Genomic DNA, 13,071 nt, shown 5'->3' on the forward strand with positions numbered 1-13,071 from the left:
GGCCCACCTTCTTCCCATGCGGTCCGCTGCGGATCGTTTTCATCAGGGAGGATGAAATCATGAACATTCAGGTTCAGCAGAAAGCGGGCGAAGCGCCCTTCAAGCTGAAATACGGCAATTACATTGGCGGCAAGTGGGTGGAGCCAAAGTCCGGTCGCTACATGGATAATCTTTCGCCGGTCACCGGCCACAAGATCTGCGAAGTGCCGCGCTCGGATGCGTCCGACATCGAGTTCGCGCTCGACGCAGCGCACAAGGCCCGCGACAAATGGGGTAAGACCAGCATAACCGAGCGCTCCAACATCCTGCTCAAGATCGCCCAGCGGATCGAAGACAATCTCGATCTCATCGCCCGGGCTGAGACCTGGGACAACGGCAAGCCGCTGCGTGAAACCACCAATGCGGATATTCCGCTCGCCGTTGACCACTTCCGTTATTTCGCGGGCTGCATCCGCGCTCAGGAAGGCACGATTGGCGAGATCGACAACGATACCGTCGCCTATCATTTCCATGAGCCGCTCGGTGTTGTCGGTCAGATCATTCCGTGGAACTTCCCGATCCTGATGGCCGCGTGGAAGCTTGCGCCGGCGCTTGCCGCCGGCAATTGCGTGGTGCTGAAGCCTGCGGAACAGACGCCCGCCTCCATTCTTGTCGTGATGGAACTGATCGAAGATCTGTTGCCGCCCGGCGTTCTCAACATCGTCAACGGCACGGGCCTTGAAGCCGGCAAGCCGCTGGCGCAGAGCAACCGCATCGCCAAGATCGCTTTTACCGGCTCCACCTCGGTCGGCAAGGAAATCATGCGTTATGCGGCCGACAACGTCACCAACATCACGCTGGAGCTTGGCGGCAAGTCGCCGAACATCTTCTTCGCCGATGTGATGAATGAGGACGATGCCTTCCTCGACAAGGCGCTCGAAGGTTTCGCCTTCTTCGCGCTGAACCAGGGCGAAGTTTGCACATGCCCCTCTCGCGCGCTGGTGCATGAATCGATCTATGACCGCTTCATGGAAAAGGCGATCAAGCGCGTTCAGGCAATCAGCCAGGACGATCCGCTCAACCCGTCGACCATGCTGGGCGCACAGGCCTCGCAGGAACAGTTCGACAAGATCATGAGCTATCTCGAAATCGGCAAGAAGGAAGGCGCCAGGGTTTTGACCGGCGGCGACCGCAAGACGCTCACGGGCGATCTGAAGGATGGCTATTACATCCAGCCGACCGTCTTCGAGGGCAATAACAAGATGCGGATTTTCCAGGAGGAAATCTTCGGGCCGGTTGTCTCCGTCACCACCTTCAAGACGGTGGAAGAAGCGCTCGAAATCGCCAATGACACGGTTTACGGTCTGGGCGCAGGTGTGTGGAGCCGCGACACGAACATCGCTTATCGGGCCGGGCGTGGCATCGAAGCGGGCCGTGTGTGGACGAACTGCTATCACGTCTATCCGGCGGGCGCTGCCTTTGGCGGCTACAAGCAGTCGGGCATCGGTCGCGAGACCCACAAGATGATGCTCGATCACTACCAGCAGACCAAGAACCTGCTCGTGTCCTACAGCCCGAACAAGGTTGGTTTCTTCTGAGGTCCTCCCCGGAAGCCGGCGAGGGGCTGTGGCGCCAGATCGCCGGCGTGTTCCCAGGGGCTTCGGCCCCTGGGAGCCCGGCTTCAAACAGAAAGGCCGGAGGTTCTGCCTCCGGCCTTTTTTCGTTGCGGTTTATGCCGCGTAACGCTGGTCTTGTTGGCGGAGGCTGCCGACCGAGAACTGCCCCACCTGTTCGGTCAGGCCGTCGGCCTCGCTGGACAGCGAGAAGGCAGCGGCCGTCGTTTCCTCCACCATGGCCGCATTCTGCTGCGTCACATGGTCGAGTTCGTTGACGGAGGCGTTGATTTCGCTGAGACGGCCAGACTGATCGCGCGATGCGGTGGCGATCTCGCCGATCTGGTCGTTGACCGACTGGATGCGTTTCTGGATCTGCTCGAGGCTTTCACCGGTCTTCAGCACCAGCGCCACGCCGCTTTCCACATCGCCCGCCGAGGTAGCGATCAGCGTTGTGATGTCACGCGCGGCGGCTGCCGATTTCTGGGCCAGTTCACGAACCTCCTGCGCCACAACGGCAAAGCCCTTTCCGGCCTCCCCGGCGCGCGCGGCTTCCACACCGGCATTCAGCGCCAGAAGATTGGTCTGGAAGGCGATCTGGTCGATGACGTCGATGATCTGGCGGATCTTGGCCGACGAGGTCTCGATACGTTCCATCGCGACAATCGCTTCTTTCACGACAGCGGTGGATTTATGGGCGTCCTGCATCGTGCCGGCCGTCGCCTCGACGGCGACATTGCAGCGCGACAGCGAGAGATTGACGGCCTGCGTCATGTCTCCGAGCGCTGCTGCCGCTTCCTCAAGGGCTGCGGCCTGGCGTTCGGTGCGACGCGACAGGTCTTCCGATGCGCTTTTTAATTCGCCGGAGCCGGAGCGGATGGCATTGGCGCTTTCGCCGATGTTGGAGATGGTCGCTTCCAGGCTCGCCATGGAGTTGTTGAAGTCGACGCGCAGGTGATCGAGCGACGGCACGAAGGATTTGTCGATGCGGAGATCGAGCCTGCCGGCCGCAAGATTGGCAAGACCGGTGGCGAGTGCGTCGACAGCCTCTTCCAGTTCCTTGGCGCTTCTTGCCTTTTCCATCTCCCGCTGGGCGCGTTCCTCGTCCAGTTCCTCGCCCTTGCGATGGGCTTCTTCTTCCATGCGCTGCTTGTCCAGAATGCCCTGGCGGAAGGATTCCAGCGCGCGCGCCATGGTGCCGATCTCGTCGCCGCGGGAAACGGCCTTGATCTCGATATTGCTATCACCGCCGTTCAGGCGTTCCATCAATGCGGCAAGGCCGGTGAGCGGCTTGGTCAGGCTCGCGGAAACGAAAATGCCGATCAGCGTCATGATCGCGAGTACCGCCAGTGTTGCGATGGTTGCCCAGAAGGCGAGATCGTTGGCGGCGGCCAGCACCTTGCTCTCCTGCTGGCCGATGGCCAGAAGATGTTTCTGTCCGAAAACGGAGACCGGGCGATAGGCATAGAAGATGTTACCGGCAGGCGTCTGCGCCATCACCATTCCGGCATCGCTTGCGCCCGACAGGGCCGCGAGATTTTCGGAAATGGCGGCATCCGCACCGCCCGAGAGGACCCCGGCGCGGCGTTTGCCATCCGCGCTCAGAAGAACGGCGTCATCGATTGTCTTGCCGGTTTCTTCGGGCGTGACAACGGCGCCGATACGGTCGGCGGCGATGCGCATGATGACGGCGCCCTTGCGCTGAATCTGGCCCCAGTTGGAAACGGCGAGCGGCATGCCGATCATGGCCGAATCATTGTCCCCACCGGTGAAGCCGGTGGTGCTGACGACACCGTCCTTGCCGGCCTCGATGCGGTCGAACAACTCCTTGATCGCGGCGTTCTGCGGTTCCGTCACGCTGGTGAGGAAGTTCTTCCCCTTGGTCACGGTGTAAATAATGAGGCCGGTCTTGTCGATCACGTAGATGTCGCTGACACGGGTGTTGCGCCAGACGCTGGCGATGGCGGCGTTGATGGTGGCGTGGCGAATGGCGTAAAGCAGTCGCAGGCCTTCGCCGTTGAAGGAGGCGCGCTCCTCCTCGGAAACGCCCTCGCGGCGGAAAGCCTGGATGATGGCGTCTTTTTCCGTCGACACAACCGTGGTCATCGTTTCCAGCGCCTGTGCGATTGCAGCATTCTGCGACAGTTCGGAGATGCTCTGTTCGACACGCAGAGTATAGGCATCAAGCTGCTTGGACTGGTTGCTTGCAACCGTTTCGAGCCTGATTTCGCTGGCGTCTATAAGACCCGACTTGCCCATCTCATAGGATAACAGCCCCACGGACAGGCAGGAGACCAGCGTCGCGCCCGTGACGAGCGCTGCGAATTTGGCCTTTATCGACAATGATTTAGCTTTGACAGCAGTCGGATTTGCACCCGGCATCCTGTTCCCTCCCCCAAAAAAACGTAGCCGCACGGTGGCAAAAATTGCTTACGGTCGCGTTAAAGGGTTGCGAATTGTAGGATTATTTCCCGCATGCCGTGAGAAAAAACTTCGACAGCAATCGAGGTTCCACCGAAACGTGCCGTAATAAAACTGCAATAGAACGGGCGCATATCGAGTGAAGTTCAACGGCTGTTCATGTTCATGCAAGCTTTCCGCGCTCCTTCTCTTGCCACTATCAATGATGTCTGCGGACTAAATGCGGACGGTTATGACGGAGCCAGCGTGAAACCGAGGCCGGATTTCGCCGTTGTCGTGCCCATGCACAATGAGCAAGCGAGTGTGGAAACGCTCGTGGCGGAGATTTTCGTCGCCTGTCAGCCGGTTGGCGCCTTCGAGATCGTGGTTGTGGACGACGCGTCTTCCGACGGCACGGTCGATGCGGTGCTTGCGCTCGGGGACCGTTATCCGATGCTGCGGCTCGTCCGGCACGACCGCCAGGGCGGCCAGTCTGCGGCGATCCACAGCGGCGTGCAGGCGGCGCGTGCGCCGGTCATCTGCATGCTGGATGGAGACGGGCAGAACCCGCCGGACAATCTGCCGGCTCTTCTCGCGCCGCTTCTCTCCGCAGGCGCCTCCAGCCGGCTAGGTCTCGTGGCCGGCCAGCGCGTCGGCCGGCGCGATACGCTTGGAAAACGCCTTTCCTCCCGCTTTGCCAACGGGCTTCGGGCGCGGATATTGAAGGACGGCACGCGCGACACCGGCTGCGGGCTAAAGGCCTTCCGCCGCGACGCCTATCTCGCCTTGCCCTATTTCGATCATCACCATCGCTATTTCCCGGCGCTGTTTAATCGCGACGGCTGGCAGGTCGCCCATGTCGACGTTACGCACCGGGCGCGGCTGCACGGAAATTCCCATTACACCAATATCGGCCGAGCGCTTGTCGGTATCCACGATCTGATCGGCGTCGCCTGGCTGCTGCGCCGGCGAAAGCGGTCAAGCTGGGCTGAAACTTTCAAAACGGAGACATCGCCGTGAACGCACCGGCTTTATGGTCCATGCTGCATGTGAACAGCTGGAAGGAATTTCTGTGGGTTTGCACCGGCTTCATGGGCCAGATGCTGTTCACCATGCGTTTTCTGGTTCAATGGATTTCTTCGGAACGGGCAAACCGCTCGGTCATTCCGGTGGCTTTCTGGTATTTTTCCGTTCTCGGCGGTCTGGTGCTGCTTTCCTACGCCATCTGGCGGCGCGATCCGGTCTTCATTTTGGGCCAGGCGTCCGGCCTTTTCATCTATGCCCGAAATCTCTGGTTGATTCATGCAGAACGCCGCCAGCATGCATGAGGCGGCGACCCTGCCTTACGCGCAGGCAGGCGATGAGCGCCGATGGCTGACCTTCGCGTTTTCAGCGATTGTCCTCGTAACCGCGTTGCGCGTCCTTGGGCTGGCCTTTAACCGCACCGACCTTTTCGTCGACGAGGCGCAATATTGGCTATGGGGCAGGGAGATGGCGCTCGGCGCCTATTCCAAGCCGCCCCTGATCGGCTGGCTCATTCGCGCGGCAACCGTTCTCGGCGGCGGCGAGGGTACTTTTCAGGTTCGGCTGAACGCGCCCGTGGTGCATGGCGTGGCGGCGGCGGCCATTCTTGCGCTCGGCCGCATGATCTATGATGTGAGGCTGGCATCCCTGGCCGCCCTTATCTATCTAACCTTGCCGGCCGTAACGCTCGGCAGCCTGCTTATCTCGACCGATACGCCGATGATGCTGTTCATCGTGCTGTCGATGATCTCCGTGCGCAAGCTTGCGCTGGCCCGCAGCGAGGGCAGGGCGGCGTTGGGCTGGAGCATCGCCCTCGGTCTGTGCTTCGGCCTCGGGCTGATGTCGAAATATGCGATGATCTATTTTCTGCCCTGCTTCATCGCCGCTGGCTGGCTCTGCGAGGCATGGCGCATCCGGCTGCGTGACGCGGTATTTGCCGCGCTCATCTGCGTTGTCGTCATCGCACCCAATCTGTGGTGGAACGCGGCGCATGATTTCATGACCGCACGTCATACGGCGGATAATGCGAACTGGCATGGTGTCCGTCTGAAGATCGGTTCCGCGCTGGAATTCTTCTTCTCCCAGGCGGGCGTGGTCGGACCATTCGTTTTTGTCGGCATGATCGTCGCAACAATTCGTGCGAAGAATGCTGAAACCCGGGCGCTGGTCGCTCTTTCGGTGCCGATCATTCTGCTGATCACCGCGCAGGGTTTGATGTCGCGGGCGCTCGCCAACTGGGCGGTCGGGGCCTATGCGGCCGGCGTGCTTCTGGCGGTGCCGGTCCTGGCGTCGCGGCGCTGGCTCATCGTGTCCACGCTTGTGCTTGGTAGCATCGTGGCCGTGGCACTGCCGCTGATGACCATTGCCGGAACGCAATTGCGCCTGCCGAAAGGTGAACTGGCGATGAAGCGGTATCTGGGGCGCGCCGACCTGGTGTCGACCGGTCTGTTACGGGCGCGCGAGGCGGGGGCGGACGCCATTGTCGCTACGGACCGTTCGATACTCGCCGAGCTTTTTTATCAGCTTCGGGACGAAAAACAGGTGAAGACGCGCGCACTGCCCGAAACCGGTGTGCCTTCCAGTCATTATGCGCTTCTTTACCCGCTGAAACCCGGCGAGGCGAAAAACCCCCTGTTTCTGGCAAGTGCGGATGGCCTGCCGGCCTGCCTTGCCGGCGAGGCGCCGGTCGCCCGTTGGACCGCCGGGCCGGGCTTCCTCGAGGGCAGGGAAATCGGCCTCTGGCGCCTGCTGCCGCGATGCATGCCGGAGGGCAGCAATGGACAATGATCTTTCGCATATGCGGATCACGATCTGGGTGACACTCGCGACATTGGCGCTCGTCATCCTGTTCGCGACCTTTCCCTCGATCGATCTCAGCTTCTCTGCCCTGTTTTTCTCGCCCGTCGAGCAGCCATGGTCCGGCCGTGAGCCGTTTCCCGAATGGTTGCGGGATACACTGCGCGAAGGCACGGAGCTTGCCACTCTTTTGGTCTTTGTGATCCTTGTCGGCAATCTTCGGCTGGGTACGCTGCAAAGAACCGGCTGGCGGGTGTGGGCCTTCCTGTGCGGGCCGGTGATCCTTTGTGCCGGGCTTCTCGTCAATGGTGTGCTGAAGGCGACTATCGGTCGCGCCCGCCCATTCAGCGTCACCGAATTCGGCGGGCAGCAGCTTTTCACGCCGCCTTTCCAGTACAGTGCGCAATGTTATTCTAACTGCTCGTTTTCTTCCGGCGAAACCGCGCTGATCGCCAGTTTCTTCCTGCCGCTCTGCGTGCTCGTCTGGCCCCGGCTGCAACGGCGCGGACGCTTGGCGATGGGAAGCATCGCCGCCGGCATGATCGTCCTTATGTCCGGCTTGCGCATTGCGGCCGGCGGACATTTCCTCAGCGATGTGGTGATGTCGATCCTGTTTTCCGCCTTGACGACCCTGTTCCTCTATCGGCTGCTGGCAGTAAACCGTCACCGTCACCTGTTCACCGTCAATGCGGTCAGAGCCGATACGGTCAGCATCTGGCGTAATGGTCGCCATGCTGTCCTCATGCGGCTTCGGCGCTGGTGGCCGAAAATCAAGGCTGCAGCCTCACGTCTGCAGCGGCCGCCGGACGCGGGTGCGGCATCGTCTTAAGAGGAACTTCGGAGTTCGCTTTAATGAGGTGAACGGCGAGCGCGCCAGATACTCCTGCGCCACCCTCGTGCTTGTCCCGGGGATCCGCGGCCTATTGATTTTATTCACCGCGACTAGATCCTCGGCACAGGGCCGAGGACAAAGTCGAGGGAACCAGCGATTTTAAATTGGACAGCAACCTGCCCGGAAATTCAAACCGGGCGGCAATTCGGCAGGCCCCAGAATAATTGCCGAGGTTTTCCGGAGCCCTTCAGTCGAACAGGCCGGATACCGACTGTTCCTGCGCGGTGCGGTTGATCGCCTCGCCGAGCAAGCCGGCGGTGCTGACCACGCGGATATTGTGCGCGGACTGGACACCGGTGGTCGGCTGGATGCTGTCGGTGATCACGAGTTCGCGCAGCTTCGAGGAGGCCACGCGGGCAACCGCGCCGCCGGAAAGTACACCGTGGGTGATATAGGCCGTGACGCTGGTGGCGCCCTTTTTCAACAGGGCTTCCGCGGCATTGCAGAGCGTGCCGCCGGAATCGATGATGTCGTCGATGAGGATGCAATCCTTGCCGGAGACGTCCCCGATGACGTTCATGACCTCGGATTCGCCGGGACGGTCACGGCGCTTGTCGACGATGGCCAGAAGACAGTCGAGACGCTTCGAAAGGGCACGGGCGCGCACCACGCCGCCGACGTCAGGTGAAACCACCATGACATTGTTGGTGTCGTAATGGTCCTTCACGTCGCGGGCGAGAATGGGCGCTGCGAAGAGATTGTCGGTGGGGATGTCGAAAAAGCCCTGGATCTGGCCGGCATGGAGATCGAGGGTGAGAACGCGGTCGGCGCCGGCTTCGGTGATCAGATTGGCGACGAGCTTGGCGGAAATCGGGGTGCGGGGGCCAGCCTTGCGATCCTGGCGGGCATAACCGAAATAGGGCAGCACCGCGGTGATACGTTTTGCCGAGGAGCGGCGCATGGCATCGATCATGATGAGCAGTTCCATCAGATGATCATTTGCCGGGAAGGAGGTGGACTGGACGATGAAAACGTCCTCGCCGCGCACGTTCTCGCTGATTTCTACGAATATTTCCTGGTCAGCAAACCGCTTTACAGTGGCATTTCCGAGAGGAACGTTCAGATACTTGCAGATCGCTTCGGCAAGGTGCCGGTTCGAATTGCCTGCGAAAACCTTCATTGCGGCCGCCTGTTTCCATGCCATCGCCTTGCGCCACGGGGCTCAATCCACCGTAACCAAGCGTCGTTCAAGGGGAGGAACATCCGGCTGAAAAGCCTTTGCCGGATACGCCTTGTTGCCATGCGCGCCTTAATAGCGCTGTTGCTTCCGATTGCAAGAGGACTCCGCGCTTTCGCAATGATTTTCGTGAAATCTCTGTGACTTCTCCCGCCGTTTCACCTCATCCGCGTTGAGACTGCTTCCATGACGTATACTCGCCCAGCGTTTTTGCGGCGATATCCTGCATGACCCTGTCGGTTACGGCGGCCCATGGATCGCTGCCTTTTGCTATGACGCTTTCCTGTCCCTGCAGGCGGTGCAGCCGCACACCATTGGCGTCCAGAATGTCCCAGACGTAAACGATGTTGACCTTGCCGCCATCGGCAAAGGCGGAGAAATATCCCTTCAGGATGTTTTCAGCCGAATTGTCGTTGGAGGCCCGGATGGTCAGCCCCTTCGCCCGCGCTTCGGCCCCGAGCTGGCGCGACAGCGGCGTGACCGCCTGAACCGGTGCACCGATGATCGGCAGGAAGCGGATGGAATTACCGGAGGCCGCAGGCGCAAGTGACGCCGTCTGCTGTGCGGGTGCGGGTTGAGCGGCGGCGGTCTGGCTCTGGCGAAGCGGTTCGCCATATTGGCTGCCATTGGACAGGGCTTGCGCCTGCGCCTGCAACGAGTTCTGCGGTGCGTAGGCAGGAACGGATGTCGCGGTTGCCGGAGCGCCAGCGGGCGCGCGGTCGGCGGCAGCTGCCAACTGGTCGAGGTCGCCCTGCGTTACCGGCGTCGATTGCGACGTGTTATGGCCGACATCGACCTGCGGTGTCAGCGCTTCCGTCGTGTTGCAGCCTGACAGGGCCAGCATCATCGCTGGAACAATGATGGCCGGAAAAAGGGGGGGAAACCCCGTCCGGCTCATGCGATTTTCCCTCTCATGTTCCGCTCCTTCTTGCCCAAGGTGGCGCAATGTAAGGGCGGTCTTCCCGCTCTGTCAAACCCGGCGGCGATTTAAGCTGTGAGAAGATCGAGGTTGTGGCGCGAGAGCGGCTCCGGCGCGCCATCGGTGGTAAGATAGGTCTGGCCGAGCGTCATGGCCGTACCGGAATCGGAATCCATCACGATCATATGCACGAAGAGCGTCATGTCGGCGGTGATCTCCTGCGGATTGCCGGTATGGAACATCTGATGCTCCATCCAGGATGGCGAGAAGCGCGCGCCCAGCGAATAACCGCAGGAGTTCAGCCGATGACGCGTCAATCCGCGTTCATCCATCACGCGGGCATGGACGTCGAAGACATCGCCGAAGGTTTTGCCCGGTCGCAGCACCTCTTCGATGGCGGTGAGGTTTTGCAGGCAGGCGCTGTAAAGCTCCTTCTGGCGGAAATCCTGTTCGCCGATTACCAGCGTGCGCATCATGGCGGCATGGTAATGGGCGCTGACACCGGCCCATTCCAGCGTCAGCTGGTCTTTGGCGTCGAGCCTGCGGCGGCCGGCCTTGTAGCGGCACAGCAGCGCATCCGCGCCGGAACCGACGATGAATTCATTGGCGGGGTAATCGCCGCCGCCGGCCAGAACCGCGCCCTGCATCGCTGCCAGGATCGCGGCCTCGTCCGCGCCGGGCCTTATGAGCGGAAGCGCCGCGTCGAGCGCGGCATCGGCGAGTTGGCCCGCCTTGCGCGCATGGGCGATCTCGGCGGGGCTTTTGACCAACCGCAGGGTGCTGACCAGATAGGAAGCGTCGCTCATCTGGCAAAAGCTGGCGAGCTGGTTGTCCAGCAGGCGGGCGACGCGGCCGGTCATGCCGTGTGTGTCGTATTCGACGCCGATCTTTGCACCCAAAAGGTCAAGATCGCTCAGCAGGTTCTTGAGATCGAGCGTCGGGTCGGCATTAGGCCGGTCGGCCCAGATCTGGATATTCTCGATGATGGAGGTATTGCGGGCCTGGCGCAGATCCGCCGAGCGGGTCAGAAGCGTCATGGAGCCGTCCGATTTGACCACCAGCGTCTGGAAGAAGCAGTAGCCGAACGTATCGTAACCGGTCAGCCAATACATGCTTTCCTGTGCGAAAAGCAGAAGGGCGTCCAGCTTCTCCTCGGCCATTTTTGCGAGTAGCCGCTCGCGGCGGGCATCGAATTCCGAAAGCTCGAAATGCAGGGCCATGTCAGTCCTCCAGAATTGCGATTGCGGAAATCTGCCGGCCGTAATCGGGTTCGGCGCGGTGGGTGGTGCGGCGGTAGGAATAGAAGCGATGTTCGTCGGGATAGGTGCAGAGGCCGAGATTCTCCGCTTTCACGCCGGCTTTCGTCAGGCGGTCGACGGTGAATTGCTTGAGGTCGAACAATGCGTGGCCTTGCCTTTCCGTCCCGGCGAAATAATCCGCATAGGCCGGATCGATATCGGTGAAGCGCGCCACATATTCCGGTCCGACCTCATAATTATCCTGGCTGATAGAAGGACCAAGCGAGGCGGCAATGCGCTCGCGGCTGGCGCCGAGCTTCGTCATGGCCTCGATGGTGTTTTCGAGCACGCCGAAGAGCGCGCCCTTCCAGCCCGCATGGGCCGCACCCACGACGCCTGCTTCCGCATCTGCAAACAGGATGGGCCCGCAATCGGCGCTCAGCACGCCCAGCACGAAACCGGGGGTTGCCGTGACCATCGCGTCGGCCTGCGGACGGTTGCCGTCGTAATTGTCATCGACAACGACGACGTCGGGGGAGTGGACCTGATGCACGGTGGCGAGGCGCCCCGGCGGCAGGCCGAACCATTGCGTTACGCGCCGGCGGTTTTCCTGCACTTTTTCGGGTTCGTCATGGGAGCCGAGGCCGACATTGAGGCCCTGATAAAGCCCTTCCGAGACGCCACCCTGCCGGGTGAAGAAACCGTGGCGGACACGGTTTTCGCCTGACGCGGCGAGCAGGGGGGACTGGAGCGGGAGCGGCAGCGTTGCGTTCTGCATGGTGTGGGAATTCCTTGGAGAATGTCGCTGTTGGCCAGTGGAATAGGGTTAAGCGAGATGTTTCCTGTTGCCGCGGCATTGCGCGGCGGTGTGATGCAGTGTGCCTGCTTCGTGTGTCGCGGCGATGTTGGCCCAGAGGCTATTGCGCTGTCAATCCACCGCTCGAAACGGCAAAAGATGAAGCGCGGGACTTGAAACGGCGATGACCTTGAAAAGTTCCCCCATCTTGCCTGCACCTTCGCCGGCGAGGCGATTGACCGCTTCGGCAATTTCAAGCGTCTGGTCGTGCGTCGCCTTGGCGGCAAGCGCGCCGGCTCTTTCCTTGAGGCCGAGGCCATATAGGAAATCGCCCTGTCGTAGCGCGCCATTGACATGTACGCCGGTCGCTTCGGCTGTTTTCACGAGGCTTTCGAAATCGACATGGCTGGTAAGATCGGCCTCGCCGGGATGCGCAAGCGCCGGGTCGAAGGCATGGTTGCGCATGGCCTGCAGCGTATCGCCATAACCGGCGACCAGATGGCCGTAGTCGATCGCAAGCGCAGTGCCGCCATGGGCGGAGAGGCGCTGGCAGATCGCCGTCATCACGGCCTCGCGGGCCGGCGAAATCTCGAATATGGTGCCAAGCGGCTGCCGTTCGGGCAGCGGCGGCAGCAGGGACGGGTCTATGCCGGCAAGCCCGGTCGAGAACACAAGTTCGTCATTGGCGTCGAGGCTTACGACCCGTTCGCGGAAACCCTGCGGTGTCCTGACGAATTGACGGATGGGGATGGCGTCAAAGAGTTCGTTGGCGACAAGCAGGAGGAAACCTTCCGGCACATCATCGAAACTGTCATGCCATGTCAGCCGACCTGAATGTTCGGCCAGCGTTTCCTTCTGGATGGTGGAAAGGCGAGGGCTGGTTTCGACCAGATGCACGCGCATCGACTCGTAAAGCGGCGGCGCGATGCGGCGGATGACGCGCAGCATATCCGACATCATGGTGCCGCGACCGGGGCCGATTTCCACCAGCTGCGTTTGTGCGGGAGCGCCATGCCGTTGCCAGGCATGCACCACGAAGACCCCGAGCATTTCGCCGAAAAGCTGGCTGACCTCTGGCGCGGTGATGAAATCACCCGAACGACCGAAGGGTTCGCGACTCTTGTAATAACCGTGTTCAGGATCGGCGAGGCAGAGCGAAAAATAGTCGGTAACGCTGAGCGGACCGTTGAGCCGGATAAGTGATTTGATACGTTGCGCAAGCGGTGTCGTCATGGGC

Annotated in this window: 11 protein-coding genes; 5 read left to right on the forward strand and 6 right to left on the reverse strand. The window is 61.1% G+C overall.

Annotated features, from left to right (window positions below):
• Positions 1–59 precede the first annotated feature (59 nt).
• Positions 60–1,577, forward strand: a complete 1,518-nt coding sequence (gene adh / locus AGR1_RS02175) for an aldehyde dehydrogenase (RefSeq protein WP_080790142.1) — start codon at positions 60–62, stop codon at positions 1,575–1,577.
• Positions 1,578–1,709: 132 nt separating this feature from the next.
• Here adh and AGR1_RS02180 read toward each other — a convergent pair whose 3' ends face one another.
• Positions 1,710–3,974 (reverse strand): methyl-accepting chemotaxis protein, encoded by a 2,265-nt coding sequence (locus AGR1_RS02180; RefSeq protein ID WP_149146060.1) that lies wholly within the window; start codon positions 3,972–3,974, stop codon positions 1,710–1,712.
• 198 nt (positions 3,975–4,172) lie between these two features.
• On the opposite strand from AGR1_RS02180, the gene AGR1_RS02185 reads away from it, so the two are divergent.
• The 4 genes from AGR1_RS02185 to AGR1_RS02200 are packed head-to-tail and all read left to right on the forward strand — an operon-like array spanning position 4,173 to position 7,641.
• Positions 4,173–5,012, forward strand: coding sequence for a glycosyltransferase family 2 protein (locus AGR1_RS02185; RefSeq protein ID WP_149146061.1), 840 nt, complete (start codon positions 4,173–4,175; stop codon positions 5,010–5,012).
• Between the two features lie 20 nt (positions 5,013–5,032).
• Complete coding sequence (locus AGR1_RS02190) at positions 5,033–5,320, forward strand: lipid-A-disaccharide synthase N-terminal domain-containing protein (RefSeq protein WP_031233742.1); 288 nt, start codon at positions 5,033–5,035, stop codon at positions 5,318–5,320.
• On the forward strand, positions 5,295–6,803 hold the full coding sequence (locus AGR1_RS02195; RefSeq protein WP_187772022.1) for a glycosyltransferase family 39 protein: 1,509 nt from the start codon (positions 5,295–5,297) through the stop codon (positions 6,801–6,803). The genes AGR1_RS02190 and AGR1_RS02195 overlap by 26 nt, the downstream gene beginning before the upstream one ends.
• Positions 6,793–7,641, forward strand: a complete 849-nt coding sequence (locus tag AGR1_RS02200) for a phosphatase PAP2 family protein (RefSeq protein WP_080790150.1) — start codon at positions 6,793–6,795, stop codon at positions 7,639–7,641. Before AGR1_RS02195 ends, AGR1_RS02200 begins: the two co-directional genes overlap by 11 nt.
• A 250-nt stretch (positions 7,642–7,891) precedes the next feature.
• On the opposite strand, the gene AGR1_RS02205 is transcribed toward AGR1_RS02200, so the two are convergent.
• The 5 genes from AGR1_RS02205 to AGR1_RS02225 all read right to left on the reverse strand — a co-directional run bounded on the left by AGR1_RS02205 (position 7,892) and on the right by AGR1_RS02225 (position 13,067).
• Entirely contained in the window at positions 7,892–8,824 is a 933-nt protein-coding gene (locus AGR1_RS02205; RefSeq protein ID WP_010972147.1) for a ribose-phosphate pyrophosphokinase, read from the reverse strand.
• Positions 8,825–9,044: 220 nt separating this feature from the next.
• Positions 9,045–9,779 carry a hypothetical protein gene (locus AGR1_RS02210; RefSeq protein ID WP_149146062.1) on the reverse strand — a complete coding sequence of 245 codons (735 nt, stop codon included), beginning with the start codon at positions 9,777–9,779 and terminating at the stop codon, positions 9,045–9,047.
• An 89-nt stretch (positions 9,780–9,868) separates the two neighbouring features.
• Positions 9,869–11,020 (reverse strand): Xaa-Pro peptidase family protein, encoded by a 1,152-nt coding sequence (locus tag AGR1_RS02215; protein WP_149146063.1) that lies wholly within the window; start codon positions 11,018–11,020, stop codon positions 9,869–9,871.
• Between the two features lies 1 nt (position 11,021).
• Positions 11,022–11,816: a peptidoglycan editing factor PgeF gene (gene pgeF, locus AGR1_RS02220; protein WP_080790157.1), complete on the reverse strand. Its 795-nt coding sequence runs from the start codon at positions 11,814–11,816 to the stop codon at positions 11,022–11,024.
• Positions 11,817–11,966: 150 nt separating this feature from the next.
• Entirely contained in the window at positions 11,967–13,067 is a 1,101-nt protein-coding gene (locus AGR1_RS02225) for a class I SAM-dependent methyltransferase (protein WP_149146064.1), read from the reverse strand.
• Positions 13,068–13,071 lie beyond the last annotated feature (4 nt).

Origin of the sequence: Agrobacterium sp. B1(2019) (genome assembly GCF_008274755.1) — a bacterium.
GTDB lineage: Bacteria > Pseudomonadota > Alphaproteobacteria > Rhizobiales > Rhizobiaceae > Agrobacterium > Agrobacterium salinitolerans.

Excerpts from the sequence above, each read along its gene's own strand:
- adh (WP_080790142.1), top strand. The coding sequence starts at position 60 with ATGAACATTCAGGTTCAGCAGAAAGCGGGCGAAGCGCCCTTCAAGCTG.
- AGR1_RS02180 (WP_149146060.1), bottom strand. The coding sequence starts at position 3,974 with ATGCCGGGTGCAAATCCGACTGCTGTCAAAGCTAAATCATTGTCGATA.
- AGR1_RS02185 (WP_149146061.1), top strand. The coding sequence starts at position 4,173 with ATGTTCATGCAAGCTTTCCGCGCTCCTTCTCTTGCCACTATCAATGAT.
- AGR1_RS02190 (WP_031233742.1), top strand. The coding sequence starts at position 5,033 with ATGCTGCATGTGAACAGCTGGAAGGAATTTCTGTGGGTTTGCACCGGC.
- AGR1_RS02195 (WP_187772022.1), top strand. The coding sequence starts at position 5,295 with ATGCAGAACGCCGCCAGCATGCATGAGGCGGCGACCCTGCCTTACGCG.
- AGR1_RS02200 (WP_080790150.1), top strand. The coding sequence starts at position 6,793 with ATGGACAATGATCTTTCGCATATGCGGATCACGATCTGGGTGACACTC.
- AGR1_RS02205 (WP_010972147.1), bottom strand. The coding sequence starts at position 8,824 with ATGAAGGTTTTCGCAGGCAATTCGAACCGGCACCTTGCCGAAGCGATC.
- AGR1_RS02210 (WP_149146062.1), bottom strand. The coding sequence starts at position 9,779 with ATGAGCCGGACGGGGTTTCCCCCCCTTTTTCCGGCCATCATTGTTCCA.
- AGR1_RS02215 (WP_149146063.1), bottom strand. The coding sequence starts at position 11,020 with ATGGCCCTGCATTTCGAGCTTTCGGAATTCGATGCCCGCCGCGAGCGG.
- pgeF (WP_080790157.1), bottom strand. The coding sequence starts at position 11,816 with ATGCAGAACGCAACGCTGCCGCTCCCGCTCCAGTCCCCCCTGCTCGCC.
- AGR1_RS02225 (WP_149146064.1), bottom strand. The coding sequence starts at position 13,067 with ATGACGACACCGCTTGCGCAACGTATCAAATCACTTATCCGGCTCAAC.